Raw genomic sequence first — 24,847 nt, 5'->3', positions numbered from 1 at the left:
ATTCCCATGTCCATCGTGACGACCCCAGAAAACACCTCATCCACCGCGCCCATCAGCGAAGAAGACATCTTCTCCGCCCACATCGGCGGCAAGCTCTCGGTGGAATCGACCATGCCGCTGGATTCCAAGCGCGCCCTGTCCATCGCCTACACGCCCGGTGTCGCCCAGGTCTCCCGCGCCATCGCCGCCGACCCTGCCAAGCACGCCACCCACACCTGGGCCTCGCGCCTGGTGGCAGTGGTCTCCGACGGGACAGCGGTCCTGGGGTTGGGCAACATCGGCGCCGCCGCCTCACTGCCGGTCATGGAGGGCAAATCGGCGCTCTTCAAGAACTTCGGAGGGCTCAACTCCATCCCGCTCGTCCTGGAAACCACCAACGTCGACGAGATCATCGAGACGCTCATCCGCCTGCGCCCGAGCTTCGGGGCGGTGAACCTCGAGGACATCTCGGCACCGCGCTGCTTCGAGCTCGAGGAGCGGCTCATCGAGGCGCTCGACTGCCCGGTGATGCACGATGACCAGCACGGCACCGCCGTCGTCGTCCTCGCCGCCCTGACCAACGCGGCACGGGTCGTCGGCAAGCAGCTCTCCGAAATGCGCGTCGTCGTCTCCGGTGCGGGAGCCGCCGGCATCGCCATCGCCGACATCCTGGTCAACGTGGGAGTCGGCGACGTCATCCTGCTCGACTCCAAGGGCGTCATCCACCGTGACCGCGACGACCTGAACCCGATCAAGGCGAAGTATGCCGCCGTCACCAACCGCGAGGGCATCATGGGAGGGACCCGCGAGGCCCTTGACGGGGCGGACGCGTTCGTGGGCGTCTCCTCCTCGACGGTCGCCGAAGAGGACCTGGCCGGGATGAACGAGGACGCCATCATCTTCGGCCTGTCCAACCCGGACCCGGAGGTCATGCCCGACGTCGCCGCCCGCTACGCCGCCGTGGTGGCCACCGGGCGCAGTGATTTCCCGAACCAGATCAACAACGTGCTCGCCTTCCCGGGCATCTTCCGCGGCGCCCTCGATGCGGGAGCCCGCCGCATCACCGGCGACATGAAGATCGCCGCCGCCATGGCCATCGCCGATCTGGCGGCCGAGGACCTGGCGGCGGACTTCATCGTCCCCTCGCCGCTGGATCCGCGGGTTGCCGACGCCGTCGCCGCGGCGGTGGGTGCCGCTTCCCAGCAATAGCACGACGCGCGGGCGGGCACCCAGGTGCCTGCCCGCGCCACAGGCCCCCGCGCCACCGAGCCGTGAACTGCCGGCACATCACGGCAATTGTGGGGTTGGTCACTCGATTCGTATGTTAATATGCGCGTGCCCGCGGGCGCGGAGACCCCAGCTTGTTAGTGTGCAGGATATGACTTCGAGCAATCCGCCTGAATCTGTCCTGGAACCGCCCGCCGACACGGCCGGTTCCGACCAACCGCAGGACCGGAGCCCGATCAACAGGATCGTGTTCTTCGGTGCCGCCGCCGCGGTCCTGGCCATCGCCTTGTGGGCCATGATCGACCAGCCCGGTGCCGATCGCGTCATCGGCGCCGGCGTCGAATTCGTCGGCAAGTCCTTTGGCTGGTGGTACTCGCTGATCGTCGTGGCGGTGCTCGCCTTCGTCATTGCGGTGGCCATCAGCAAGGTCGGCAAGACCCGGTTGGGGCCGGACCATTCGCGTCCGACCTTCAACCTGTTCACCTGGACGGCCATGCTCTTCGCCGCAGGCATCGGCATCGACCTGATGTTCTTCTCGGTCTCCGAGCCCGTCACCCAGTTCCTGTCCCCACCGCGCGGGGACGGCGGCACCGCCGAAGCCGCCCGCCAGGCACTGGTGTGGACCCTGTTCCACTACGGCATCCTCGGGTGGGGCCTCTACGCGCTGATGGGCATGGCGCTGGCCTATTTCGCCTACCGCCACAACCTGCCGCTGAGCATCCGCTCGGCCCTGTTCCCCATCCTCGGCAAGCGGATCCACGGCTGGATGGGCAACGTCGTGGACATCGCAGCCGTCATGGGCACGATCTTCGGCATTGCCACGTCCCTGGGCATCGGCGTCGCCCAGTTGAACTTCGGGTTGGAGTTCATGTTCGGGATCCCCCAGAGCAAGGGCGCCCAGATCTCGCTCATCGCGCTGGCGGTCATCATGGCGACCATCTCCGTCCTGACCGGCGTCGAGAAGGGCATCCGCCGGCTCTCCGAGCTCAACGTCCTGCTCGCCATTGCGCTGATGCTTTTCGTCCTGCTGGGAGGCAAGACCCGGTTCCTGCTCGACGGGATCATCACCAACATCGGCGACACCCTCTCGCGCTTCCCCTCCATGGCCCTGGACACGTTCGCCTACGACCGGCCCGACGCCTGGCTCAACGGCTGGACCCTGTTCTTCTGGGCCTGGTGGATTGCCTGGGCACCGTTCGTGGGCCTGTTCCTGGCCCGCATCTCGCGCGGGCGCACGCTGCGCGAATTCGTCGTCGGCGTGCTCGTGGTGCCCTTCGCCTTCATCCTGCTGTGGATCTCGATCTTCGGCAACAGCGCGCTTGACCTGGTCATCAGCGGCAACCAGGCCTTCGGCGACGTCGCCATGAACACCCCGGAACAGGGTTTCTATGCCCTGCTGGAGCAATATCCCTTTGTTCCCTTCAGCGCCGCCATCGCCACCTTCACCGGACTGCTGTTCTATGTCACGAGCGCCGATTCCGGAGCCCTGGTCATGGCGAACTTCACGTCCAACCTGAAGGACCCCGAACAGGACGCAGCCAAATGGGTGCGCGTGTTCTGGGCGGTGGCCACGGGCCTGCTGACGCTGGCCATGCTGCTGGTCGGCGGCGTCACCACCTTGCAGAACGCGACGGTGATCATGGGCCTGCCCTTCTCGGTGGTGCTGGTGTTCATCATGCTGGGCCTGTACAAGGCGCTCCGCGTGGAGAACGCCCTGGCCGGCAGTTTCCGCGCCGGGCTGCACGGCGTGCTGGCCTCCCGCACCCATGCCGGCGATTCGCGCAGGGGGTGGCGCCAACGCCTCTCCCGGGCCGTCAGCTACCCGGGCAAGCGCTCCGCCCAACGATTCATCACCGAAGTGGCCCGCCCGGCGCTGGAGGAGATGCGCGAGGAGTTCGCCGCCCAGGGCATCGAGGCGACGCTGGCTACGGAGACCGTCGAACTGGTGGGCATCGACTCGGTGAACCTGGTGGTCCACCACGGTGACGAACGGGCCTTCAAGTACCAGATCTTCCCCGTCCAGCTGGATGTGCCCACCTATGCCACCGCCTCCGCAAAGGCGGAGAAGTACTACCGCATGGAGGTCTTCTCGCTGGAGGGAAGCCACGGATATGACCTGCTGGGCTGCAGCCGCGAACAGGTCATCGCCGACGTCCTGGACCAATACGAGGTCCACATGGCCTTCCTGCACGAGAACAACGGAGGCATCGGCGGCAGCAGGATCTCCGAGGACACCGACGAGATCACCGACTGGGAGGGTGACTTCACCATGGTCGAGGAAGCTGCCGGACCCGACCACCAGATCGAGACGGCGGCTTCGTCCTCCACCGCATCCCCCGACCCGACGGACCCCCGCGGGTCCACCAGCATCCCCGACAAGGAGTAACCATGCCAGCCATCCCGCAGACCACGTACCCCGATGTGAACACGCTCTTCATCGATGGGGCGTGGGAGCCCGCGGCGTCCGGGGAAACCCGCGACATCATCTGCCCCGCCGACGGCACCCACGTCTCCACCGTCTCCGAGGCCGGGGCCGCCGACGCCGAACGCGCCATCGCGGCGGCCCGGAAGTCCTTCGACTCCGGCGTCTGGTCCTCGGTCCCCGCCCCGGAGCGCGGTGCCTTCCTGCTCAAGGTCGCCGCCCGGCTGCGGGAGCGCAAGGAGGAGTTCGCCCGCGCCGAGACCGGCGACACCGGCAAGCGGATCCTCGAGTCCCGCATCGACATGGACGACATCACCAACTGCTTCGAGTACTTCGGCCGGTTGGCCGGGCAGGATGCCGGACGCATCGTCGACGCGGGCGACAACACCGTCGTTTCGCGCATCGCCTACGAACCCGTGGGCGTGTGCGGCATGATCACCCCGTGGAACTACCCGCTGCTGCAGGCGGCCTGGAAGATGGCCCCGGCCCTGGCCGCCGGCTGCTCGTTCATCCTCAAGCCCGCCGAGCTGACCCCCTCGACCTCGATCCTCATGATGGACGTCTTCGCCGAACTCGGGCTTCCGGCCGGCGTGGCGAACCTGGTCACCGGGGCCGGCGCCAGCGCCGGTGCTCCGCTGTCCTCGCACCCCGACGTCGACATGGTCTCCTTCACCGGAGGCCTGGTGACCGGACGCGTCATCGCAGCCAGTGCCGCGGCAACTGTGAAGAAGGTGGCCCTGGAACTCGGCGGGAAGAACCCCAACGTGGTCTTCGCCGACGCCGACTTCGACGCCGCCGTGGACAACGCCCTGAACGGCGCCTTCGTCCACTCCGGCCAGGTCTGCTCCGCAGGAGCCCGGCTGGTGGTCCATGAATCCATCGCGGAACGCTTCGTCGACGAACTGGTCCGCCGGGCCGAGGGCATCCGCCTCGGAGGACCCTACGACGAGGACGCCGAGACCGGCCCGCTGATTTCCGCTGCCCAGCTGGAGAAGGTCGACGCCTATGTCAAGCGCGGCGTCGCCGAGGGTGCCCGGCTGCGCACCGGTGGCCGCGCGGCCACCAACGACGACGGTGCCGGGCTGGGCGAGGGGCACTACTACCTGCCGACCATCCTGGACCAGGTTACCCGCGGCATGTCGGTGGTCACCGACGAGGCCTTCGGCCCGACGGTCACCGTCGAGACGTTCTCCACCGAGGACGAGGCCGTGGCCATCGCCAACGACACCATCTACGGCCTGGCCGGGGCCGTGTGGACCCAGGACGCCGGACGCGCCCAGCGGGTGGCCGGGCGGCTGCGCCATGGCACCATCTGGATCAACGACTTCCACCCCTACCTCCCCCAGGCCGAATGGGGAGGTTTCGGGCAGTCGGGTGTCGGCCGCGAGCTCGGACCCACGGGCCTGGGCGAATACCAGGAGGCCAAGCACATCTACCAGAACACCGCCCCGGCGGTCACCGGTTGGTTCGCCGAGCGGCCCTGATCCCCTTTCCCCCCCGGATCCTGAACAAGGAGAGAACAGACATGACAGATTTTGAGACGCTGGATGGTTCCAGCTACGACTACATCGTCATCGGCGGCGGTTCCGCCGGTGCCGCCGTCGCCGCCCGGCTCAGCGAGGACCCCTCAGTGGAGGTCGCCCTGGTGGAGGCCGGCCCCGACGACCGCGGCATCGACGAGATCCTGCAACTGGACCGCTGGATGGAGCTGCTCGAATCCGGCTACGACTGGGATTACCCCATCGAACCGCAGGAAAACGGCAATTCGTTCATGCGCCATGCCCGCGCCAAGGTCATGGGCGGCTGCTCGAGCCACAACTCGTGCATCGCCTTCTGGGCCCCGCGCGAGGACCTGGACGAGTGGGAAACGAAGTTCGGCGCCACGGGATGGAACTCCGAGACCGCGTACCGGTTGTACCGGCAGCTGGAGACCAACGAGGACGCCGGCCCCCAGGCACCGCACCACGGTGACTCGGGACCCGTGCACCTGATGAACGTCCCGCCGGCCGACCCCAGCGGCGTCGCCCTGCTGGATGCCGCCGAACAGGCTGGGATCCCGCGCGCGAAGTTCAACAACAACGAAACCGTCACCAATGGTGCGAACTTCTTCCAGATCAACCGCCGGGCCGATGGCACCCGCTCCTCCAGCTCGGTGTCCTACATCCACCCGATCTCCGACCGGAAGAACTTCCACCTGCTCACCGGCTTGCGCGCCCGGGTGCTGGACTTCGACGAGGACAACCGGTGCACCGGTGTCAGCGTCGTGGACAATGCCTTCGGCAAGACCCTGAAGCTCAACGCCCGCCACGAGGTCGTCGTCTCCGCCGGTGCGATCGATTCGCCCAAGCTGCTGATGCTCTCGGGCATCGGCCCGGCGGCGCACCTGAAGGAGCACCGGGTTCCGGTCCGGGTGGATTCGCCGGGCGTCGGCGAGCACCTGCAGGACCACCCCGAGGGTGTCATCCAGTGGGAAGCCAAGAAGCCGATGGTCACCGAATCGACCCAGTGGTGGGAGATCGGCGTCTTCACGCAGACCACCGATGGCCTGGACCGGCCGGACCTGATGATGCACTACGGATCGGTGCCCTTCGACATGCACACCCTGCGCCAGGGGTATCCGACGACGGAGAACGGCTTCTGCCTCACCCCGAACGTCACCCATGCCAAGTCGCGGGGGACCGTGCGCCTGCGCAGCAGCGACTACCGCGACAAGCCCATGGTCGACCCGCGGTACTTCACCGACGAGGAGGGCCACGACATGCGCGTCATGGTCGCCGGCATCCGCAAGGCCCGCGACATCGTCTCCCAGCCGGCCATGGCCGAATGGGCGGGCCAGGAGCTCTACCCGGGCACCGAGGCGCAGAGTGATGAGGAGATCGCCGACTACATCCGCCGCACCCACAACACGGTCTACCACCCGGCCGGAAGCGTGCGGATGGGTGCCGCCGACGATGCGATGTCGCCGCTGGACCCCGAACTGCGCGTCAAGGGGGTCACCGGACTGCGCGTCGCCGATGCCTCGGTCATGCCTGAACTGGTGACCGTGAACCCGAACATCACCACCATGATGATCGGCGAACGCTGTGCCGAATTGATCCGCGAGTCCCGCCGGGGCTGAGCCGCGACACCCCGGCCGTGTCATGCCCTCGGTAGGCTCGGGGGCATGACCTCGCCGCGACCTGCCATCACCCGCCCGACGATCGGGCTCGTCGCGGCCCTGGCAACGGTCGCCGCGTGGTTGGCCACCAGCGCCATCAACCACCTGGCGGCCACGGTCGGCGCAGGTCCGCGCACGGCGGCCGTCCTGCCGCTGCTGCCCGCTACCGGGCCGTCCTGGATCGCCGCCTCCGCCACACCGTGGCAGTTCCTGGTCCCCCTCGCGGCGGCCCTCGCGCTGGGGACGATCGTGCTGGGCTGCGTGCCCGCTGCGCTGGCCGCCATCGCGCGGACCGGACGGACGCCGGTGTTCTGGACGGTCTGGGCGTGCCTGGTGGCCGCCTCGGCCGGGCTGGGCCTGCTGTGGGCCGTCGGCGGGATCATCGCGGACTGGCCGCCGGCGCGGCTGGCCTTCCTCTTACGCGATGTCCAGCCAGCGGTCGGGGCGGGGGCGTATTGGGGACTGGCGTGGGGGTGGGCCCCGGCCTGGGTCGCGGCGGCCGTCGGGCGCGGGATGCACCGACGCCGCACCGTCTCCCGCCGCGCGGTCGCCGTCCTGCGGCTGCTTCCGGCCGTGGGATGCGCCGCACTCCTGTTGGCCGCTCTTCCACTGGCGTCCGAAGCCAACCGGGCCGCGACGCCCCAGCCGCCGCCGACGGCGGAACCGGCTCCGGCGCCGGTTCCCATCGGCCAGCCCACCGTGTCCTACGCGATCGAGGACGGGGCACCGGGCTCGCTCCATCCTGCGGGAGGCAACTGGTGCGCGGGCGGCGACGTGCACACGGTGCTCGGCGCGGGCGACGCCGCCACCGGCCACCGCTCCCAGGAGCTGCGCACCACGAACACCTCGTCGCGCCCGTGCCGGCTGGGCGGTTACCCGGATGTGGCCTTCGACGACCCCCAGGGCAATGCGATGAACGTGCTGTTCTACCGGGGCGGCTCATTCATGACCACCGACCCTGGCCCGTCCGCGGTCGTGCTGCAACCCGGTGCATCAGCCACGGCGATGCTCGGGTGGAATGCGATGGCAGCTGCCGGCGACACCACCGCCGGAACGATCCTCATCGCCCCCTACGCCGGCACCGACCGGACGCGGCTTCCGGCAGGTCCCGACGCCGGTGGCCCGGGCCTCGACATCCTCGACGGAAGCGCCGTGGCGATCACCGCCTGGTCGGCGGGCGGTTAGCGCTTCTTCGCGGTCTTCGGCGTGGCCTTGCCCTTGCGGGCGATGGAGCGCAGCTGGACGATCCGGGCCGCCCCGGCGATCGCCACGACGATGCCTCCGCCCACGGCCGCCACGAACAGCGCCAACCCCAGCTGGACGGTGCCCTTCAGGCCGAAGTACTGCAGGTCCACCGTGTTGGTGTTCTGCGCGATGAAGATGATCAGCAGGACCAGCAGCACCAGTGCCAGGACCGTGGCCGTCCACATCACGCCGCTGCGGGTGACCCGCATCGGATCCTCGGCGGGGGCACCCCCACCGGTCGCATCGGCTGCGGGGCGTCCGGAGACGGTCCCGCCGGAGTGGTCTCCGGTGACGGGCTCAAGCGGTTCCTGCTGCGGCGTCGGGTTCTTGTGGGGGTCCTTCGACATGTGCATGCCTTTCCTCGACGTAGGGTGGGCCAACCACCGGGGTTCTGGGCAACAGCATACGGTCCGTGGCAGCCCGGGTGCTGCAGCATTGGTAGTGTTTGGCCGTATCCGACCCGAAGGAGCCACCGTGGACCAGCGCCGACCATTGCGCACAGCCGTCATCGGGTTCGGCCTGTCCGGCCGGGTCTTCCACACCCCGCTGATCGAGGCCGACCCCGCCTACTCGCTGACGGCCATCGTCACCGGCAACCCCGAACGCGCCGCCCGGGCCGCAGCGCTGCACCCCGGCGCTCGGATCCTGCCCGATGCCGCCGCCCTCTTCGCCCGCGCCGATGAATTCGACGTCGTGGTCATCGGCACCCCGCCGGCCACCCATGCCGAGCTGGCGTTGGCCGCCATCGGCCACGGCCTGCACGTGGTGGTGGACAAGCCCTTTGCCATCAGCAGCCGCGCGGGCCAGGAGGTGCTCGACGCGGCCCGGCAGGCCGGCGTCATGCTCTCCGTGTTCCAGAACCGCAGGTGGGACGCGGATTTCCTGACGGTTTCACGGCTCGTCGCCGACGGTTCGCTCGGTACGGTGCACACGTTCGAGTCCCGGTTTGAACGCTGGAAGCCCGCTGGCCTGCGTGACTGGAAGGACACGGCCGGGTTGGCCGGCGGTGGGGGCATCCTGTTCGACCTGGGCACGCACGTCATCGACCAGGCCCTGGCACTCTTCGGCCCCGCCACCTCCGTCCATGGCGAAACCCGCAGGCTCAGCGGTGGGGCATCGGATGCCGACGAGGACGCGTTCGTGGCGATCCGCCACGCCAGCGGGGTGGACTCCCACCTCTCCCTGGGCCTGCACTTCGCCGTCCCCGCGCCCCGTTTCCGGGTGCTGGGCACCGAGGCCGGCTACGAGGTCTGGGGCCTGGACGGGCAGGAGGCAGCGCTCGACGGCGGGGCGTCACCCGCCGATCCCGGCTATGGCCAGGTGCCCCGGGACCAATGGGGCCGCCTCGGGGTGCCCGGCGCGCTGGAGCCGGTACCCTCCGAGACCGGGGACTACCCGGCGTTCTACAGTGGTTTCGCCGCAGCGGTGCACGGCGGGGGCCCGCTTCCGGTGGACCCGGCCGACGCGATCACCGTGCTGGAGATCATCGAGGGGATCCACCGCTCCGACCGGTCCTGACCGGGATCCGGCGTCGGTCAGAGGACCTTCGAGAGGAAGGCCTTCGTCCGGTCATGCGCCGGAGCCGTCAGCACCTGGCGCGGATCGCCTGATTCGACGACGACGCCGTCGTCCATGAAGACCAGGGAATCGGCGACTTCCCGGGCGAATCCCATTTCGTGGGTGACCACGATCATGGTCATCCCGCTCGAGGCCAGTTCCTTCATCACCTCCAGCACCTCGCCGACCAGTTCGGGGTCCAGCGCGCTGGTGGGCTCGTCGAAGAGCATCAGCTTGGGGTCCATGGCCAGGGCGCGGGCGATGGCGACCCGTTGCTGCTGCCCGCCGGAGAGATGCGCGGGGAAGTGGTCCCCCTTGTCACCCAACCCGACCCGGGCCAGGAGCTCGTTGGCGCGGGCCGTCGCCGCGGCCTTGGAGAGCTTCTTGACCCGCATGGGGGCCTGGATGATGTTCTCCAATGCCGTGAGGTGGGGGAAGAGGTTGAACCGCTGGAACACCATGCCGATCTCCCGGCGCTGGAACGCCGCCTCCTTGGGGCGGAGCTCATAGAGCTTTTCACCCTTCTGCCGGTAACCCACCAGCTGCCCCTGGACGGAGAGCCGCCCGGCATCGACCCGCTCGAGGTGGTTGATGCAGCGCAGGAACGTGGATTTGCCGGACCCGCTGGGACCGACGATGCACAGCACCTCCCCGGTGTTGACCGTGAGGCTGATGCTGCGCAGGACCTGGTTGCTGCCAAAGCTCTTGGACACCCTGTCGGCGTGCACCATGGCGACGTCGTTCATCCCTTGCCTCCTATGTCGTTGCCCGTTGGCGCCGTAGTGGCGGCTGCGGCCCCCGGCGGAACCGGGCCGGCCGTGTCCTTGCGCCGGCCGGATCCGCGGGAATAGCGCTTTTCGATGAAATGCTGTCCAATCATCAGCAGCGAGGTGAACAGCAGGTACCAGATGGATGCGACGATCAGCAGCGGCACCGGGGTGAACGTCACCGCCGAGATCCCGCGGGAGACCCCGTACAAGTCGATGCTCAGCGGAATGGCGGCCACCAGCGAGGTGGTCTTCAGCATGGAGATCACCTCGTTGCCGGTCGGCGGGATGATGATCTTCATGGCCTGGGGGACCACGATGTGGCGCATGGTCTGTCCCCATGACATGGCCAGCGCCTTCGAGGCCTCCTCCTGTCCCTCGTCGACCGAGAGCAGCCCGGCACGCACGATCTCTGACATGTAGGCCGCCTCGTTCAGGGCCAGGCCGATGATCGCGGTGATGAACAGGTTGGTGAAGATGTCGTTGGGCACCGTGAGCCAGGGGTCCATGAACGGGATGCCGAAGGTGAAGACCGGGTAGATCAGTGCGACGATGCCCCAGAACACCAGCTGGACGTACACGGGTGTCCCGCGGAAGATCCACAGGTAGAGCCATGCAACGCTCTTGACCACCGGGTTCGGGGAGAGCCGCATGATGGCCAATAGCAGCCCCAGCGCGATCGCGATGGCCATCGAATAGACGGTCAGCTGCAACGTGACCAGGGCGGCGGCGCTGATGCGCCGGTCGAAGATGTACTTGCCGACGTCCGCCCACCCGTAGTCCTCGCGCTGGGCAGCGTCGATCACGAAGACGGCCAGCGCCAGGATGAGCACGACGGCCACGAGCATCCGCCAGGGGTGGCGCAACGGTATGGCCCGGATCGGTTCGCCCTCGGACGTCGCAGGCGTGGCGGAGGAGGCGCCCGGGGTGGCCGGGTGCCCGGCGGCCGGCCGGGGGTCGGGACTCACCGTTGCCTACTTCTCGGCGGCGACGTTGAGGGCGGCCTTCTCGACCCCGCCGCTCTCGACACCCCACTGGGAAAGGATCCGGGTGTAGGTCCCGTCGTCGATCAGCGACTGGAGGGTCTTCTGCAGCACCGGGGTGAAGGCGCTGTCCTTGGCGACGGGGATGCCGTAGGGGGCGACCTCGAAGGCATCACCGGCCGTCTGGATCTTTTCCTTGGTCTTCGAGATCGCGTACAGGGTCACGGGTGAGTCGGCGCTCATCGCATCGACTTGTCCGATGACCAGCGCATTGGTCGCCTGGTCCTGCGCGTCGTACTTGAAGATCTCGATCGGCTTCTTGCCCGCCTTCACGCAGGCCTTGGATTTGGCGGGGACCTCGTGGGTGTCCTCGTAGGTGGTGGCCTGCACGGCGACCTTCAGCCCGCACGCATTCTCCGGGTTTACCGTCTTGCCGACCGGCGCCGCCCATTGGATGCCGGCAGAGAAGTAGTTCACGAAGTCCGCCTGCTTTTCGCGTTCGAGGGTGTCGGTGAAGGAGGACATGCCCATGTCGTCCTTGCCGGCATTGACGGCGGGCAGGATGTTGTCGAACGTTCCGATATCGAAGTTGACCTTCAGGCCCAGGGCGGCGCCGATGGCGTTCGTCAGGTCCACGGACCATCCTGCAGGGTCCCCGTTGCCGTCCTTGAACTCGTTGGGCGGGTAGTTGTTGGCCATGCCCACATTGAGCACGCCGGCCTTCTGCATCTTCTCCGGTAGCAGGGCGGCCAGCTCGTCGTTCTTCTTCACGGTCACGGCCGCCGAACTTCCGGTGGCCTCCCCCTGGGGAGCGTCGGCTCCGCTGTTGTCCACACAGCCGGTCATCAGCAGGACGGCGGCGGCGGTCAGGGCGGGAAGGGCGAATCGGGTTCTCATGGTCTGTCCTCGAGGTGAAGGCCCCGCTTCGACGGTGAAGGCGGGAACAGCGGAAAATGCGGGTGATGTGCCCCGGCTGGTGGAGCCTTGCGGCAACGATGGAGCCGGGCGGGGGCGGGGGATGGGGATACCGGAAACCAGCATGCAGTTCCGGCCCCGGTGGTCGACCCGGCGGGTCGGAGCTCTGTGGCCGCGTACGTGGCGTTCCGGTTGACGTGGGGATCCTGTAGCCCAGGAACCGCTGGTGGGGGGAGGCGCCTCTGCGCTCATGCTACGCCGCGGCCGTCAGGTATCCGGGAGCCGGGAGGGCAACGGAGCACCGGCCGGGTCCTCGGTAGGCTGGTTGGGGCGGTTGGCGCCGGAAACGAGGATGGATGCGATGACTGGTGCGGCACGCCCACAGGGGCACACGGCGGCGGACCCGGGAGACGGGACGCGTTCCGTCCTGGTCATCGGCGGTGGGCTGGCCGGATTCTCCACGGCCCGGCAACTGCGCGCCCTCGGCCACACCGGGGTCATCCGGATCGTGGACCCCGAGGGGCTGCCCTATGACCGGCCGCCGCTGAGCAAGGCCTACCTGCTCGGCCACACGGACCGGGCGGGATTGCTGCTCGCCGATGCCGACTGGGCCACGGCGCACGACGTCGGGATCCTCACCGGGACGGTGGTGGCCCTTCGGCCCGATGCAGGCCAGGCCGACCTGGCCGACGGGACGGTGCTGCAGGCCGACGTCCTGGTCTTGGCCACCGGCGGGACCGCCCGACGGCTGCCCATCCCCGGCGGCGACCTGGACACGGTGCTGGAGCTGCGCACCCGCGCCGATGCCGACCGCCTGCGGGCGGTGTTGCGTCCCGGCCTGCGGCTGGCCGTCATCGGGGCCGGGCTGATCGGTGCCGAGACCGCGTCGGCGGCCCGCGAACTGGGAGCCGACGTCGTGCTCATCGATCCCGTGGACCCGCCCCTGGTTCCCGCGGTGGGACCCGAACTGGCCCGCCGCCTGCATGACATGCACGCCGATCGCGGGCTGGAAGTCATCACGGGTGTCCCCACCTCGATCGAGCGCCACGGAGCAGGCCACACCATCGGGCTCGACGATGGCCGGACCATCGGCGCCGATGCCGTACTGGTGGGCGTGGGCATCACCGCCAACACGGCGCTCGCCGAGGCCGCCGGACTGGAAACGGAAGCCGGCGTCATCGTGGACGAACGCCAGCGCACCAGCCACCCGCGGGTCTACGCTGTCGGCGACGCCGCCCGGATCCGCGACAGCGACGGGACCCTGCGGCGCCGGGCCGAGCACTGGGAAAGCGCGATGAACACCGGCCACACCGCGGCCGCGGCCATCGCCGGCGTGGACGTGCCCGTCCACGGGGCCAGCTGGTTCTGGTCGGACCGCCATGGGGTCCACGTCGAGGGCGTCGGCTCCATGACGGGATCGGGGAGCACCGTGATCCGGGAGATCGACGGGCAGCCGGCCATCGCCTTCCGCGTGGACGACGACGGCTACCTCACCGGGTGCGCCGCCATCGACGGGGGACTCGCGGTGCGGGCCGCCCGGAGGATCATCGATCGGCGGATCCGCGTGGATCCCGCCCAGCTGGCCGATCCCACCGTGAACCTGAAGAAGCTCGCCCGCTAGCCTTTCCCGGAGCCGTCGCCGTCGGAGGCCGATTCGCGCCGCAGTTCGCGTCCCTGTTCGATGTCCTGCTCCTCCTGCCGGGCGAGCTTGTCGATGGCCTTCGTGTCCCGCAGGGGCAGCTGCACTGAATCCTCCGCGGCAATGCCTCCCTGCAGTTCGCGCCCACGTTCGAGTTCGGCGTCGAATTCGGCGCCGAAGAGCAGCGAGTTGTTGGCGATCCAGATCCACAACAGCATGACGATCACCCCGCCGATGGCCCCGTAGGTCTTGTTGTAGTTCCCGAAGTTCGCAACGTAGAAGAAGAACCCCACGGTGGCGATCGCCAGCACCAGCAGTGCGATCACCGAGCCCAGGCTGATCCACCGGAATTTGGGCTGCTTGACGTTCGGTGTGGCGTAGTAGAGGACGGCGATCAGCGCGACGGCGAACACCACCAGGATGGGCCACTTGGCGATGCCCCACACCATCACGGCGGTGTCTCCGAGCCCGACGACATCACCCAGGGCCCTGGCGATGGGCCCCGAGACCACCAGCAGGATCGCCATGAACACCGCGATGAGCAGCATGACGAGCGTGACCAGGAGCATCAACGGGCGCAGCTTGTAGAACGGGCGCCCCTCCTCGACCCCATAGATGCGGTTCAGGGCCCGGCCGAACGCGCCGACATAACCGGAGGCCGTCCACAGGGCACCCAACAGGCCGGCGATCAGCGCGAATCCTGCCGAGGGCGCGCTGGCCAATTGCTCGATCGGCTGGCGCAGGGTGTCGGCGACCTGGGGACTGGCCACGTCCTCGAGAATGCGCATCATCGTCTGCGTGGTCGACTTCGCCTGGCCCACGACGCCGAGCAGGGACACCAGCGCCAACAGGGCCGGGAACACCGACAGGACAGCGAAGTAGGTCAACGAGGCCGCCAGGTCAGTGCATTTGTCGCGGGTGAATTCCCGGACGGTGCGCTTGAGGACATATTTCCAGGAGCTGCCCGTCAGCTCGGGCGGCGCGGAGGGCTTGCGTCGGTCCTCGGTCCGCGGTGCGGTCCCGGCGGCCGGGTCTGCCTGGTGTCGAGCGGTCATTCGAAACCTCCTGGTGTCGTGGGGTGGTCGTCGAAGCACGTGTGTGGAAGTCAAGCATGCGTTCTTCCCCGTCACAACCAGGCGGGTCCACGTGGTGCCTCGGTCCGCCCACGGCCCCCTAGCCGAGGCGGGCCCGCCGGTCAAGGACAAGTCCATAGATGTCGCCGTGTGGCGCCGCCTGGCACCCCGCCGGGCCGCAAACCCACCGGAAGCGGGTCGAAGGCCGCGTCATATGACCCGAAAATACGTCGTTGAGCGCCACGTGACGGCCCGCTTGAGGCGCGCACCGCGCATGGGTTCCCATCGAAGCACGGCATCCACCCCTCCGCCCGGATGCCGCCGACTTCAAGGAGCATCCGTGGAAAATCGCCAGCCGGCGTACCAGGCACCACCCGATCCGACCGTCCGTTCGCGGTATCGCCGCACCGCCGGGAGAACGCACCACACCAGGGCGCTGGCCGCCATGATGGCGGTGCTCGCCCTCGCGTTGAGCGCGTGTGGCGGGGCCAGCCGGGCCGACACCGGGGCCTCCGGCGGCAAACCGGTGAGCGGGGGGACGTTGACCTTTGCCACCGGTGACGTCGAGCCGGCGTGCCTGGATCCCATCGTCTCCGGGAACGTCCCCCAGGCGCTGGTGTCCACGCAGTACCTGGAACCTCTGTTCTTCCAGAACGAGGACGGCGACATCCTTCCGTGGCTGGCCACGCGCTGGAAGTGGTCCACGGACCGGCTCTCGCTGGACATCACCGTCCGCGACGACGTGCATTTCACCGACGGCCAGCAGCTGAATGCCCAGACCATCATCGACAACGTCGCCTACATCAAGGACCCGAAGACCCTGTCCAGCACCGCGCTGTTGGCTGTCGAGAAGGTCGCCTCCGTTGAAAAGGTCGACGAGTTCACCGCCCGGCTGCACCTCTCCGAACGCGACAACGCCCTGCTGGAGCATTTCTCCCAGGTCTGGCTGCCGATCCAGTCGCAGAAGGCACTGGCCCGCGGCGCCGACGCCAATTGCCTCTCGCCGGTCGGAACCGGACCGTTCACCGTCCAGCGGTGGGACAAGCAGCAGGAGGTCGTGCTCACCCGCAACGAGGACTACGACACCCCACCGCCCACTGCAGGGCACACGGGACCGGCGTACCTGGAGAAGATCATCTGGCGCTTCCTGCCCGATCACGCCGCCCGGTTCGCCGCCCTGCAATCCGGGGAGGTCGACGCCATCGACGTCCTGCAGCCGCAAAACGCAGTCGCCGCGGATGCCGACCCGGCCCTGGACACACTGATTGGATCCCGCCCCGGCCACGTGGTGAACCTGACGTTCAACACCACCGCCGCCCCCTTGGACGACGTCAGGGTCCGCGAGGCCCTCGTGAGGTCGGTCGACGTCGACGCGGCACTGAAGAGCATCTTCATGGGCACCGTCCCGCGATCGAACTCGGTGCTGAGCAGCATCACGAAATACAACCTGCAGGAACCTGCCGTCTACTCCACCGATGTGGAGCAGGCGAACCGGCTGCTGGACCAGGCGGGCTGGACGGCCCGCGACGCCGAGGGCTACCGGACCAAGGACGGGAAGCGGTTGGGGAGCACCGTCATCCAGAACGACTCGATCCTCGTTCCGGTCTCGGTCCTCGAGCAGTTCCAGGCCAGCGCCAAGGCCGTCGGGTTCGAGCTGCGGATCAGCCAGGAGGAGACCTCCAGCTTCAACGCCCGGCGCTACGCCTGGGACTACGGGCTGGCCCCGCTGTACTACACGAAGAACTCGCCGTCGGTGCTGAACATCGTCTACGACTCCGCGCACATCCCCTCCGTCATCAGGGGCGGATACCACGCCAACAACAACGGCCTCACCGGACCGGCGGCCCGGAAGATCGACTCCGCCCTCCGCGCCGCGGCCACCACCGGCGACGAGGACGAGCGCGGCCGGCTCTACGCGAAGGCACAACGGCTCATCGACGCCCAGTACCTCTCCCTGCCGATCTTCGACCAGCAGACCCGGCTCGGGTTCCGTGCTGACGTCGAAGGCGTCAAGCTCCTGTCCCCGCTGGGGATGCCCACCTTCTACGACACCTGGTTGGACCGATCATGACGACACCCACCGAGACCCGGCCGGCAGTGCTGGCCACGCCCGCCGCCACACCACCCGAGATCCCTGCACGACGACGGGGCACTGCCCCGTTCGCCCGGCTCGCCATCCAGCGCATCCTGGGTGCCGCCGTCGTGCTCTGGGCCGTGGCCACCCTGGCGTTCTTCGCCCTGCGGCTCGTCCCCGGAGACCCCGTGGACGCGCTGCTGGGTGGGCCGGGGAACAACGCCACCGAGGCGATGCGCCAGCAGGCGCGCGAGGCCAACGGGCTGGACCGTCCGCTGCTGGTGCAGTACGCCGCCTACCTGGCCCGACTGGCTACCGGGGACCTGGGCCAGTCCTACCAGCTCCGTGAACCGGTGGCCAAGATCCTCGGCGAACAGCTCGGCAGCACGCTGCTGCTGGCGGTTCTTGCCCTGGCCGCCGCGTGGGTAATGGCCCTGGCGTTGGCCCTGTGGTCCGCCCGCGGCGGCCGCGTGGCCACCACGGTGGGCAACCTGCTGGAGGTCGTCTCGGCTGCGGTTCCGCACTTCTGGCTCGGCAGCCTGCTGATCCTGGTCTTCAGCGTCCAGCTGCAGTGGCTACCCGCCACCAGCGGCGCCCCCGGGGTGGAGGGGCTCATCCTGCCCGTGGCGACGCTGGCGATCCCGCTGGCCGGATTCCTGGGGCAGGTGATGCGCGAATCGATGCTCACGGCCATGGAATCGCCGTTCGCCCTCTCGGCCCGGGCCCGGGGCGAAGCGGAGACGCAGGTGAGCCTGCGCCATGCCCTGCGCCACGCAGCCCTTCCGGCCATCGGCCTGTCCGGCTGGGCCATCGGATCGCTGATCAGCGGTGCAGTGGTCGTCGAGACGGTCTTCGCCCGTCCCGGGATCGGACGCACCCTGTTGCAGTCGGTGCTGGTGCGCGATGTCCCGCTGGTGCTCGGCGTCGTGGTCCTGGTCGCCGCCATCTACGTGGTGGTCACCCTGCTCAGCGACCTGGCGGACCGCCTGGCCGACCCCCGGTTGCGTGCCGCATGAGCGCCCCGATCCCCGGAACCGGCCAGGTGTCCACCACCGCGCCGGACACCGGCTCGCACGCCCCGGCCGAACCCGTTGCCCCGGGACCCGCGGGCCGGCGGAACCGGCTGCTGCGGCTGGGCCCATCCATCCTGCTTCCGGCCGGCCTCCTGGCGGTGCTGGTTGCGGCGGCGGCCATCCCGGGGGTGCTGGCCCCGTCGGGACCGCTGGCCATGGAACCGGCAGTGGCCTTCACCCCGCCCGGGCCCGGCCACTGGTTCGGCACCGACGAATCAGGGCGGGACGTCTTCTCCCGGGTCATCCATGGTGCGCGCAGCTCGCTGCTCATCGGCGTGCTGGCCACTGTCATCGGCCTGGGCGTCGCCACCGTGCTCGGCGCCCTGGCCGGATTGGGCACCCGGACGCTGGACTTCGGCGTCTCGCGGTTCCTGGAGGTCCTCTTCGCGTTTCCCGGCCTGCTGCTGGCCCTGTTGGTCATCACCATCCTGGGCCCCGGCGTCGTCACCACGACGGTGGCCGTGGGGCTCTCCACCGCCCCCGGCTACGCCCGCATGATCCGATCCCAGGTCCTCTCGGTGCGGCACTCCGGCTATGTGGAGGCCTCGCTGGTGCAGGGGCGATCCCGGTGGTTCATCATCCGGCAGCACATCCTGCCCAACGTGGCCGCGCCGCTGCTCGTGCTGGCCACGCTGGGCATCGGGCAGGCCATCGTCTGGGCCTCGTCGCTGAGCTTCCTCGGGCTGGGGGCCACGCCGCCCGACCCGGAATGGGGCTCGATGCTCTCCAACGGGCGGCTGTACATCGGCAACGCCTGGTGGCTGACCGTCTTCCCCGGGCTGTGCATCGTGCTCAGCGCCGCTACCACCACCCTGATCGGCCACGGCGTGCAACGACACCTGAAGGAGAACCGATGAGCACCACCCAGGCACCACCGGTGGCCAGCGTCCGCAACCTGCGGATCGGTTTCGGCCCCGCCGACGCCCCCGTCCCGGCAGTCCACGGCATCGGATTCGACCTCCACGCCGGGCAGTGCCTGGCGATCGTGGGGGAGTCCGGCTCCGGCAAGTCGGTCACGGCCAGGACCCTGATCGGGTTGACCGGACACGGCGCACGGATCCAGGCCGACCGGATCGAGCTGGCCGGGGAGGACCTGCGGGCCCTCGGCGACCGCGCCTGGCGCCGGGTCCGGGGTGACCGCGTGGGTTACATCCTGCAGGACGCCCTGGTGTCGCTGGACCCCTTGCGGACCATCGGTGCGGAGATCGACGACTCCCTGCGCCTGCACACACGTCTGCCACCGGGGCAACGCCGTCGGCGGGTCCTGCAGCTGCTCGAGCAGGTGGGGATCCCCGATCCGGAACAGCGCATCCGCCAACGCTCCGGTGAACTCTCCGGCGGCCTGCGCCAACGCGCGCTCATCGCCTCGGCCATCGCTGCCGACCCGGCACTGCTGGTCGCCGATGAGCCGACCACCGCACTGGATGCCACCGTGCAGGCGCAAATCCTTGACCTGCTGGCCGAGCGCAAACGGGCCGGCTCGGCCCTGCTGCTGATCAGCCATGACCTGGCGGTCGTGGCCCAACTGGCGGACCAGATTGCCGTCATGCAGGCCGGGCAGATCGTGGAGTCGGGCCCGGCATCCGAGGTGCTGGCCAACCCCCGCCACGACTACACGCGCCGCCTGCTCCGGGCCGTGCCCACCGACAAGCCGCGCGGCAGCCGGCTCTCGGCGGAGGAAACCGTCATCTCGGAGCGGCACCGGAACCTCATGACCGCCCGGGCCGGCTCGCACACCGGTGGACACGGGGAACCGGACGTCGTGCTCAACGCGGTGAACCTGCGCAAGTCCTACCGGAACCCCGACGGCACCGACCGCGTGGCCGTCGGGGACGTGTCCTTCGCCCTGCGCCGGGGGTCCACCCTGGGGATCGTGGGGGAGTCCGGGTCGGGCAAGAGCACCGTGGCCCGCATGGCGTTGGGGTTGACCCGCCCTGACCGGGGCAGCATCGAGGTGCTGGGCCTGCCGTGGAGCGCGGTCCCCGAACGGGAACGGCGGCCCCGCCGTCGTCATGTGGCCACCATCGCCCAGGATCCGCTGGGTTCCTTCGACCCCCAATGGAGCGTGGGACGGATCCTCGCCGACGCCGTGTCAGGCAGCGGAAAACGCAGCCGCACCGCAGTGCGCGACGAGGTCGCCGCACTGCTCGAGACCGTCGGCCTGTCTGCCCAGCTGGCCGTGCGCCGGCCACTGTGGCTCTCCGGGGGACAACGCCAGCGGGTCTCCATCGCCAGGGCTCTGGCCAGCGGCCCGGAGATCATCATCTGCGACGAGCCGGTCTCCGCGCTGGACGTCTCGATCCAGGCCCAGGTACTGGACCTGCTCGATGCCCTGCAACGCGAATTCGGCCTGAGCTACGTCTTCATCTCCCACGACCTGGGCGTCGTGCGGCACATCAGCGACGAAATCCTGGTGATGCAGGACGGGCACGTGGTGGAGGCAGGCCGCGCCGAGGAGATCTTCGCCCACCCCACCCAGGACTACACCCGCCGTCTGCTCGAGGCGGCACCCCGCCTGGCCTCCCCGACCGGGAGGGTCCGGGCGGCAGCACCCCACGATCCGGAAGGACGCCCATGACCGCCCTGGCCATCACCGAGGACCCGAACACCGGCACCCCACCGACCACTGCGCAGCTGCTGGCACGTTTCGCACCCCTGTTGGCGGACATTGCCGCCGGCGCGGCCGCACGCGAGGCATCCCGCTCCCTGGCCTACGACGCCGTCGCCCGACTCGCGGAGGCCGGCTTCACCGCGGTGCGCATCCCCCACGCCGACGGAGGCAGCGGGGCCACCCTGTCCCAGAGCCTGCGGCTGCTACGTGCCCTGGCCCAGGCCGATCCCAACCTGGTCCAGGCACTGAGGGCCCATTTCACCGCCGTCGAATCGTTGCTCGCGTCGCCGGATGCGGCCCGTCGTTCCCGCTGGTTCGCCCGGATCACCGCCGGAGGGATCCTCGGAAACGCCACCACCGAAAAGGGCAACGCGCCGGGAACGAACTCGACCCTGCTGATCGAGCGCGGCGGACACCTGGTCCTGAACGGGACGAAGTACTACAGCACCGGCAGCCTCTATGCCGACTGGATCCAGGTCCACGCCGACACGGAAACCGGTGCCAGCGTGCGCGCCACCGTCCGCCGGGACGCCGAGGGCGTGCACGTGGTCGATGACTGGGATGGATTCGGCCAACGACTGACCGCCTCGGGCACCGCGCGTTTCGAGGACGTCGCGGTGGACCCGCACGATGTGGTGGACGCCCCCCGCGGGGGAACCGGATTCACTGCGGCCTATGTCCAGGCCAACCTGCTGGTTGCCCTGGGAGGGATCGCCGGCGCCGCCCGCGACGACGCCGTCCGCTATGTCCGGGGACGGACCCGGACCTTCTCCCATGGGATCGGGGACTCGGCCCAGCGTGATCCGCTCGTCCAGGAAGTCATTGGCCGTCTCTCCAGCTCGGTGGCCGCCATCGATGCGGTACTGGACGCGCTGGGCGTGCGGATCCAGGAGGCGGCCCGGCGGTACACCGTGGGGGACCTTGATGCACCCGCCACGCAGGAACTCGATGCCGCGGTCTCCGAAGCGCAGGTCTTCGTCGTCGAGCAGACGCTGGCGGTGACGAACCAGCTCTTCGAGGTCGGCGGCGCCTCCGCCGTCTCCGAGGGACTCGGGCTTGACCGGCATTGGCGCAATGCCCGCGTCCTGGGCCAACACAACCCGGTCATCTATCGTGCCCGGGAAGTCGGCCAGCACCGGCTCACCGGCGACCAGCACACCACGGCCATCTACGTCGGCACACCGCACCAGGATGCCGAGCCCACGACAGGAGAACCAGCATGAGTACGCCACTGCTCTTCAACGCCTTCCTCATGAACACGCCCTCCCACATCCACCACGGACAGTGGAGGCACCCCGACGCCCGCCAACACGAGTTCAACGACCTGGACCTCTGGATCGAACTCGCCCGGACACTGGAGGAGGGCCTGTTCGACGCCATGTTCTTCGCCGACGTCACCGGCCTCTACGGCCCGGCCGGAGGACAGTACGCCGACAACGTCACCGAGGGCCTGCAGATCCCCTCGAACGACCCGGCCATCCTGCTCGGCGCGCTCGCCGGTGCCACCCGGGACATCGGCCTGGCCTACACGTCCAACGTCATGCAGAACCACCCGTTCAACTTCGCCCGGCAGGTCTCCACCCTCGACCACCTGTCCCGCGGCCGGGTGGCCTGGAACATCGTGACCAGCACCCAGGAGAATGCCGCACGGAACTTCGGCCTCCCCGGGTTGCCCGAGCACGATGCCCGGTACGACTGGGCCGACGAATACCTCGAGGTGGCCTACAAGCTATGGGAGGGATCCTGGGACGAGGACGCAGTGCTGGTCGACAAGGCCGGCGGGCGGTACGCCGACCCGTCCCGCATCCACAAGATCCACCATGTCGGGCCCCGCTATTCGGTCGAGGGGCCCCACCTGCCGGCTCCCTCGCCGCAGCGCACCCCGTTGCTGTTCCAGGCCGGTGGCTCGGCCCGGGGCATCCGCTTCGCCGCCCGGCATGCCGAAGCGGTGTTCATCGGTCCGCCCACGCCCGAGGTCGCCCGCCAGCACACCGAGGATGCCCGGGCCGAGGTCGTCGCCGCCGGCCGCCGTGCGGAGGACATCAAGTTCTTCCAGGGACTGAGCTTCATCGTGGGCAGCACCCAGGCGGAAGTCGACCGCCGGCGCGCCGATTTCGAGGAGTATTCATCGGTCACCGGCTACCTCACGCACTCCTCGCTGGGGATCCTCCCCGACGGATCCCGCCTGCCGGAGGACACCGAGCTCCGCGACATCCCCAACAACGGTGGCCAGGGCTTCGTGGATTGGCTGCGCCGGGCCCACCCCGACCGTGAACCGACCCTGGCCGATCTGGCCCGGGGAAGGATCCAGCGCGGCATCGTCGCCGGCACACCCGACCAGATTGCCGACCAGCTCGAGCAATGGCAGGGGGCCGGGATCGACGGGGTCAACGTCATGAACTGGCGGCTTCCCGGCAGCTACCTGGAATTCAATGAGCGGATCCTGCCCACGCTGCAGCGCCGCGGACTGGCCAAGACCGAATACCGCCCCGGCACGCTGCGCCGGAAGATCTTCGGCCGCGACCGGCTGCCGGAAAACCACCCGGGTGCCCGCTACCGCGGCGCCTTCGGTGAAGGTGCGGCCGCGGCTACCCAGCTGGCTGGTAGCACCGTCAGGTGACGAATGCCGTGTGACCGGCGTCCCGTCAGTGGAACGGCGGGCAGCGGACTCGGTAATGTGGGGGGCATGTCCCTTCGTAACCGCCGCGCCGCGTCCCTGCCTGCCAAACTCTCCCGCTCGTGGCTGTTGGTCAACGCCTCCAAGCCGGAGACCTACGCGTCGGCCCTGGCCTCGGAAGCGGACTCGGTCATCTTCGACATGGAAGCCGCGGTTCCGGACGCACAGAAGGCAGCCGCCCGGGATGCAGTGGTGGAGGCCCTGAACTCCGGCATGACCGCCTGGGTGCGCGTGAACGGCATCGAAACCGACTTCTGGGCCGATGACCTGGCGGCCTTGTCCAAGACGAAGGGCCTGCGCGGGGTCATGCTCGCCATGACCGAAAAGCCCGAACAGGTCACCTACACTGCCATGCGCCTGCAGGCCGGCACGCCGGTTCTGGCGCTGATCGAATCGGCCATCGGAATCGAGAACGCCACCGCGATCGCCTCGGCCCCGGGCACGTTCCGCCTCGCGTTCGGCACCAACGACTTCCGCAAGGACACCGGCGTCTCGGAGGACCCGATGGCGCTGGCCTACGCCCGGGGCAAGCTCGTCGTCGCCTCGCGCGTCGGGCAGCTCCCCGGCGCCATCGACGGGCCGGCGGCAGCTGCAGCCGCTTCCCCGGACGTCCTCGCCGGCTGCAAGGTCACCGCATCGATGGGCATGACCGGCAAGCTGAGCCTGTCGACGGGCCAGGTCGAGGACATCAACCAGGGGCTCTCGCCGAGCACCGACGAATTGTCCTGGGCCCATGAGCTGCTCGAGGCCCACGCGGCAGGCGCTGCCGTCGGTGACGGCTCGTACCTGCCGCGCCTGGCGCGTGCGCAGAAGATCGCCGACCTGGCCGACTCCTACGGCCTCTGGAACGCCTGATCCCGTCTACTCGGTGCCCAAACGCCGCCACGCGATGACGGCTCCGGCACCGATGAGGATCAGCACTGCCACGCCCACGGGGATGACCCACGGGGCCAGGCCCCGCGACGTCTCCCCGTGCTGTTCCGGGGCGGCATCCGCGGCGGTCGGGGTGGCCGCCCCGGGCTGCGCCCCGCTCGTGGTCGTGAAGCTGAACTTGCCCTGGATGGGGTGCCCATCGGAGGAGACGACGCGCCACTGCACGGTGTAGGTGCCCGCTGGCGTGCCCGGTTGGACCGCCTGGGTGACCACGCGGTTGGTGACAGTGGCCGGGCCCTGGGCCCAGTTGTTTCCCGCGTCGTCGACGACGCGGATTTCAGATCCCATCGCGATGGGGATGTTGTCGTACGTCAGGCCGATTTTCGCCGGCATGTCCGCGACGGTGGAGCCCTCCGCGGGGCTGGTGGAAACCAGGGTGTCGTGGGCGCTGGCCGCACCGATCGGGACCAACAAGGCCAGCAGGACTGCAGCCATCAGGGTAACGGCGCGCGAAACGGCCGGCCGGCGACGGCGGGTGGAAGTTGTGGGGTTCATGGCATTCGCTTTCAGGAAGG

The 24,847-nt window shown here is 69.1% G+C and carries 20 protein-coding genes; 14 read left to right on the top strand and 6 right to left on the bottom strand.

Going from position 1 to position 24,847, the window contains the following annotated elements; genetic code table 11:
• Positions 1-6 precede the first annotated feature (6 nt).
• The 5 genes from ACN0TP_RS08700 (at position 7) to ACN0TP_RS08680 (ending at position 7,970) form a co-directional block, all read left to right on the top strand.
• Positions 7-1,188, top strand: a complete 1,182-nt coding sequence (locus ACN0TP_RS08700) for an NAD(P)-dependent malic enzyme (protein ID WP_417218457.1) — start codon at positions 7-9, stop codon at positions 1,186-1,188.
• Between the two features lie 169 nt (positions 1,189-1,357).
• Positions 1,358-3,592, top strand: coding sequence for a choline BCCT transporter BetT (gene betT / locus ACN0TP_RS08695; RefSeq protein ID WP_417218456.1), 2,235 nt, complete (start codon positions 1,358-1,360; stop codon positions 3,590-3,592).
• Between the two features lie 2 nt (positions 3,593-3,594).
• A complete protein-coding gene (locus ACN0TP_RS08690; RefSeq protein ID WP_417218455.1) occupies positions 3,595-5,112 on the top strand; it encodes an aldehyde dehydrogenase family protein in 1,518 nt (505 codons plus the stop codon).
• Positions 5,113-5,153: 41 nt separating this feature from the next.
• Positions 5,154-6,746 (top strand): GMC family oxidoreductase, encoded by a 1,593-nt coding sequence (locus ACN0TP_RS08685; protein WP_417218454.1) that lies wholly within the window; start codon positions 5,154-5,156, stop codon positions 6,744-6,746.
• A 45-nt stretch (positions 6,747-6,791) separates the two neighbouring features.
• Complete coding sequence (locus ACN0TP_RS08680; protein ID WP_417218453.1) at positions 6,792-7,970, top strand: DUF4232 domain-containing protein; 1,179 nt, start codon at positions 6,792-6,794, stop codon at positions 7,968-7,970.
• Here ACN0TP_RS08680 and ACN0TP_RS08675 read toward each other — a convergent pair.
• A complete protein-coding gene (locus ACN0TP_RS08675; RefSeq protein ID WP_417218452.1) occupies positions 7,967-8,377 on the bottom strand; it encodes a LapA family protein in 411 nt (136 codons plus the stop codon). The genes ACN0TP_RS08680 and ACN0TP_RS08675 overlap by 4 nt on opposite strands.
• Before the next feature lie 127 nt (positions 8,378-8,504).
• On the opposite strand from ACN0TP_RS08675, the gene ACN0TP_RS08670 reads away from it, so the two are divergent.
• A complete protein-coding gene (locus ACN0TP_RS08670) occupies positions 8,505-9,548 on the top strand; it encodes a Gfo/Idh/MocA family oxidoreductase (RefSeq protein WP_417218451.1) in 1,044 nt (347 codons plus the stop codon).
• A 17-nt stretch (positions 9,549-9,565) separates the two neighbouring features.
• On the opposite strand, the gene ACN0TP_RS08665 is transcribed toward ACN0TP_RS08670, so the two are convergent.
• The 3 genes from ACN0TP_RS08665 to ACN0TP_RS08655 are packed head-to-tail and all read right to left on the bottom strand — an operon-like array spanning position 9,566 to position 12,234.
• Positions 9,566-10,318 carry an amino acid ABC transporter ATP-binding protein gene (locus ACN0TP_RS08665; protein WP_417218561.1) on the bottom strand — a complete coding sequence of 251 codons (753 nt, stop codon included), beginning with the start codon at positions 10,316-10,318 and terminating at the stop codon, positions 9,566-9,568.
• Positions 10,319-10,329: 11 nt separating this feature from the next.
• On the bottom strand, positions 10,330-11,322 hold the full coding sequence (locus ACN0TP_RS08660; RefSeq protein ID WP_417218450.1) for an amino acid ABC transporter permease: 993 nt from the start codon (positions 11,320-11,322) through the stop codon (positions 10,330-10,332).
• A gap of 6 nt (positions 11,323-11,328) precedes the next feature.
• Positions 11,329-12,234, bottom strand: coding sequence for an ABC transporter substrate-binding protein (locus ACN0TP_RS08655; RefSeq protein ID WP_417218449.1), 906 nt, complete (start codon positions 12,232-12,234; stop codon positions 11,329-11,331).
• Positions 12,235-12,613: 379 nt separating this feature from the next.
• Between ACN0TP_RS08655 and ACN0TP_RS08650 the strand changes: the two genes are divergently transcribed.
• On the top strand, positions 12,614-13,873 hold the full coding sequence (locus tag ACN0TP_RS08650; RefSeq protein ID WP_417218448.1) for an NAD(P)/FAD-dependent oxidoreductase: 1,260 nt from the start codon (positions 12,614-12,616) through the stop codon (positions 13,871-13,873).
• Here the strand turns inward: ACN0TP_RS08650 and ACN0TP_RS08645 are convergent.
• Positions 13,870-14,946: a YihY/virulence factor BrkB family protein gene (locus tag ACN0TP_RS08645; RefSeq protein WP_417218447.1), complete on the bottom strand. Its 1,077-nt coding sequence runs from the start codon at positions 14,944-14,946 to the stop codon at positions 13,870-13,872. The genes ACN0TP_RS08650 and ACN0TP_RS08645 overlap by 4 nt on opposite strands.
• Positions 14,947-15,304: 358 nt before the next feature.
• On the opposite strand from ACN0TP_RS08645, the gene ACN0TP_RS08640 reads away from it, so the two are divergent.
• From ACN0TP_RS08640 to ACN0TP_RS08610, 7 genes are all read left to right on the top strand, one after another.
• Positions 15,305-17,035: an ABC transporter substrate-binding protein gene (locus ACN0TP_RS08640; protein ID WP_417218446.1), complete on the top strand. Its 1,731-nt coding sequence runs from the start codon at positions 15,305-15,307 to the stop codon at positions 17,033-17,035.
• Positions 17,032-18,054: an ABC transporter permease gene (locus ACN0TP_RS08635; RefSeq protein ID WP_417218445.1), complete on the top strand. Its 1,023-nt coding sequence runs from the start codon at positions 17,032-17,034 to the stop codon at positions 18,052-18,054. Before ACN0TP_RS08640 ends, ACN0TP_RS08635 begins: the two co-directional genes overlap by 4 nt.
• On the top strand, positions 18,051-18,968 hold the full coding sequence (locus ACN0TP_RS08630) for an ABC transporter permease (protein ID WP_417218444.1): 918 nt from the start codon (positions 18,051-18,053) through the stop codon (positions 18,966-18,968). Before ACN0TP_RS08635 ends, ACN0TP_RS08630 begins: the two co-directional genes overlap by 4 nt.
• On the top strand, positions 18,965-20,689 hold the full coding sequence (locus ACN0TP_RS08625) for a dipeptide ABC transporter ATP-binding protein (protein ID WP_417218443.1): 1,725 nt from the start codon (positions 18,965-18,967) through the stop codon (positions 20,687-20,689). Before ACN0TP_RS08630 ends, ACN0TP_RS08625 begins: the two co-directional genes overlap by 4 nt.
• Entirely contained in the window at positions 20,686-21,945 is a 1,260-nt protein-coding gene (locus ACN0TP_RS08620) for an acyl-CoA dehydrogenase family protein (protein WP_417218442.1), read from the top strand. The genes ACN0TP_RS08625 and ACN0TP_RS08620 overlap by 4 nt, the downstream gene beginning before the upstream one ends.
• A complete protein-coding gene (locus ACN0TP_RS08615; RefSeq protein WP_417218441.1) occupies positions 21,942-23,342 on the top strand; it encodes an LLM class flavin-dependent oxidoreductase in 1,401 nt (466 codons plus the stop codon). Before ACN0TP_RS08620 ends, ACN0TP_RS08615 begins: the two co-directional genes overlap by 4 nt.
• Before the next feature lie 66 nt (positions 23,343-23,408).
• Positions 23,409-24,254 carry an HpcH/HpaI aldolase/citrate lyase family protein gene (locus ACN0TP_RS08610; protein ID WP_417218440.1) on the top strand — a complete coding sequence of 282 codons (846 nt, stop codon included), beginning with the start codon at positions 23,409-23,411 and terminating at the stop codon, positions 24,252-24,254.
• 6 nt (positions 24,255-24,260) lie between these two features.
• On the opposite strand, the gene ACN0TP_RS08605 is transcribed toward ACN0TP_RS08610, so the two are convergent.
• Positions 24,261-24,827 carry a copper resistance CopC family protein gene (locus ACN0TP_RS08605; RefSeq protein ID WP_417218439.1) on the bottom strand — a complete coding sequence of 189 codons (567 nt, stop codon included), beginning with the start codon at positions 24,825-24,827 and terminating at the stop codon, positions 24,261-24,263.
• Positions 24,828-24,847: the final 20 nt, after the last annotated feature.

This window comes from Arthrobacter sp., from assembly GCF_048266065.1.
Taxonomy (GTDB): Bacteria; Actinomycetota; Actinomycetes; order Actinomycetales; family Micrococcaceae; genus Arthrobacter_H.
This window is presented reverse-complemented; position numbering and strand designations above follow the sequence as displayed.

Excerpts from the sequence above, each read along its gene's own strand:
- ACN0TP_RS08700 (WP_417218457.1), top strand. The coding sequence starts at position 7 with ATGTCCATCGTGACGACCCCAGAAAACACCTCATCCACCGCGCCCATC.
- betT (WP_417218456.1), top strand. The coding sequence starts at position 1,358 with ATGACTTCGAGCAATCCGCCTGAATCTGTCCTGGAACCGCCCGCCGAC.
- ACN0TP_RS08690 (WP_417218455.1), top strand. The coding sequence starts at position 3,595 with ATGCCAGCCATCCCGCAGACCACGTACCCCGATGTGAACACGCTCTTC.
- ACN0TP_RS08685 (WP_417218454.1), top strand. The coding sequence starts at position 5,154 with ATGACAGATTTTGAGACGCTGGATGGTTCCAGCTACGACTACATCGTC.
- ACN0TP_RS08680 (WP_417218453.1), top strand. The coding sequence starts at position 6,792 with ATGACCTCGCCGCGACCTGCCATCACCCGCCCGACGATCGGGCTCGTC.
- ACN0TP_RS08675 (WP_417218452.1), bottom strand. The coding sequence starts at position 8,377 with ATGTCGAAGGACCCCCACAAGAACCCGACGCCGCAGCAGGAACCGCTT.
- ACN0TP_RS08665 (WP_417218561.1), bottom strand. The coding sequence starts at position 10,318 with ATGGTGCACGCCGACAGGGTGTCCAAGAGCTTTGGCAGCAACCAGGTC.
- ACN0TP_RS08655 (WP_417218449.1), bottom strand. The coding sequence starts at position 12,234 with ATGAGAACCCGATTCGCCCTTCCCGCCCTGACCGCCGCCGCCGTCCTG.
- ACN0TP_RS08650 (WP_417218448.1), top strand. The coding sequence starts at position 12,614 with ATGACTGGTGCGGCACGCCCACAGGGGCACACGGCGGCGGACCCGGGA.
- ACN0TP_RS08645 (WP_417218447.1), bottom strand. The coding sequence starts at position 14,946 with ATGACCGCTCGACACCAGGCAGACCCGGCCGCCGGGACCGCACCGCGG.
- ACN0TP_RS08635 (WP_417218445.1), top strand. The coding sequence starts at position 17,032 with ATGACGACACCCACCGAGACCCGGCCGGCAGTGCTGGCCACGCCCGCC.
- ACN0TP_RS08630 (WP_417218444.1), top strand. The coding sequence starts at position 18,051 with ATGAGCGCCCCGATCCCCGGAACCGGCCAGGTGTCCACCACCGCGCCG.
- ACN0TP_RS08625 (WP_417218443.1), top strand. The coding sequence starts at position 18,965 with ATGAGCACCACCCAGGCACCACCGGTGGCCAGCGTCCGCAACCTGCGG.
- ACN0TP_RS08620 (WP_417218442.1), top strand. The coding sequence starts at position 20,686 with ATGACCGCCCTGGCCATCACCGAGGACCCGAACACCGGCACCCCACCG.
- ACN0TP_RS08615 (WP_417218441.1), top strand. The coding sequence starts at position 21,942 with ATGAGTACGCCACTGCTCTTCAACGCCTTCCTCATGAACACGCCCTCC.
- ACN0TP_RS08610 (WP_417218440.1), top strand. The coding sequence starts at position 23,409 with ATGTCCCTTCGTAACCGCCGCGCCGCGTCCCTGCCTGCCAAACTCTCC.
- ACN0TP_RS08605 (WP_417218439.1), bottom strand. The coding sequence starts at position 24,827 with ATGAACCCCACAACTTCCACCCGCCGTCGCCGGCCGGCCGTTTCGCGC.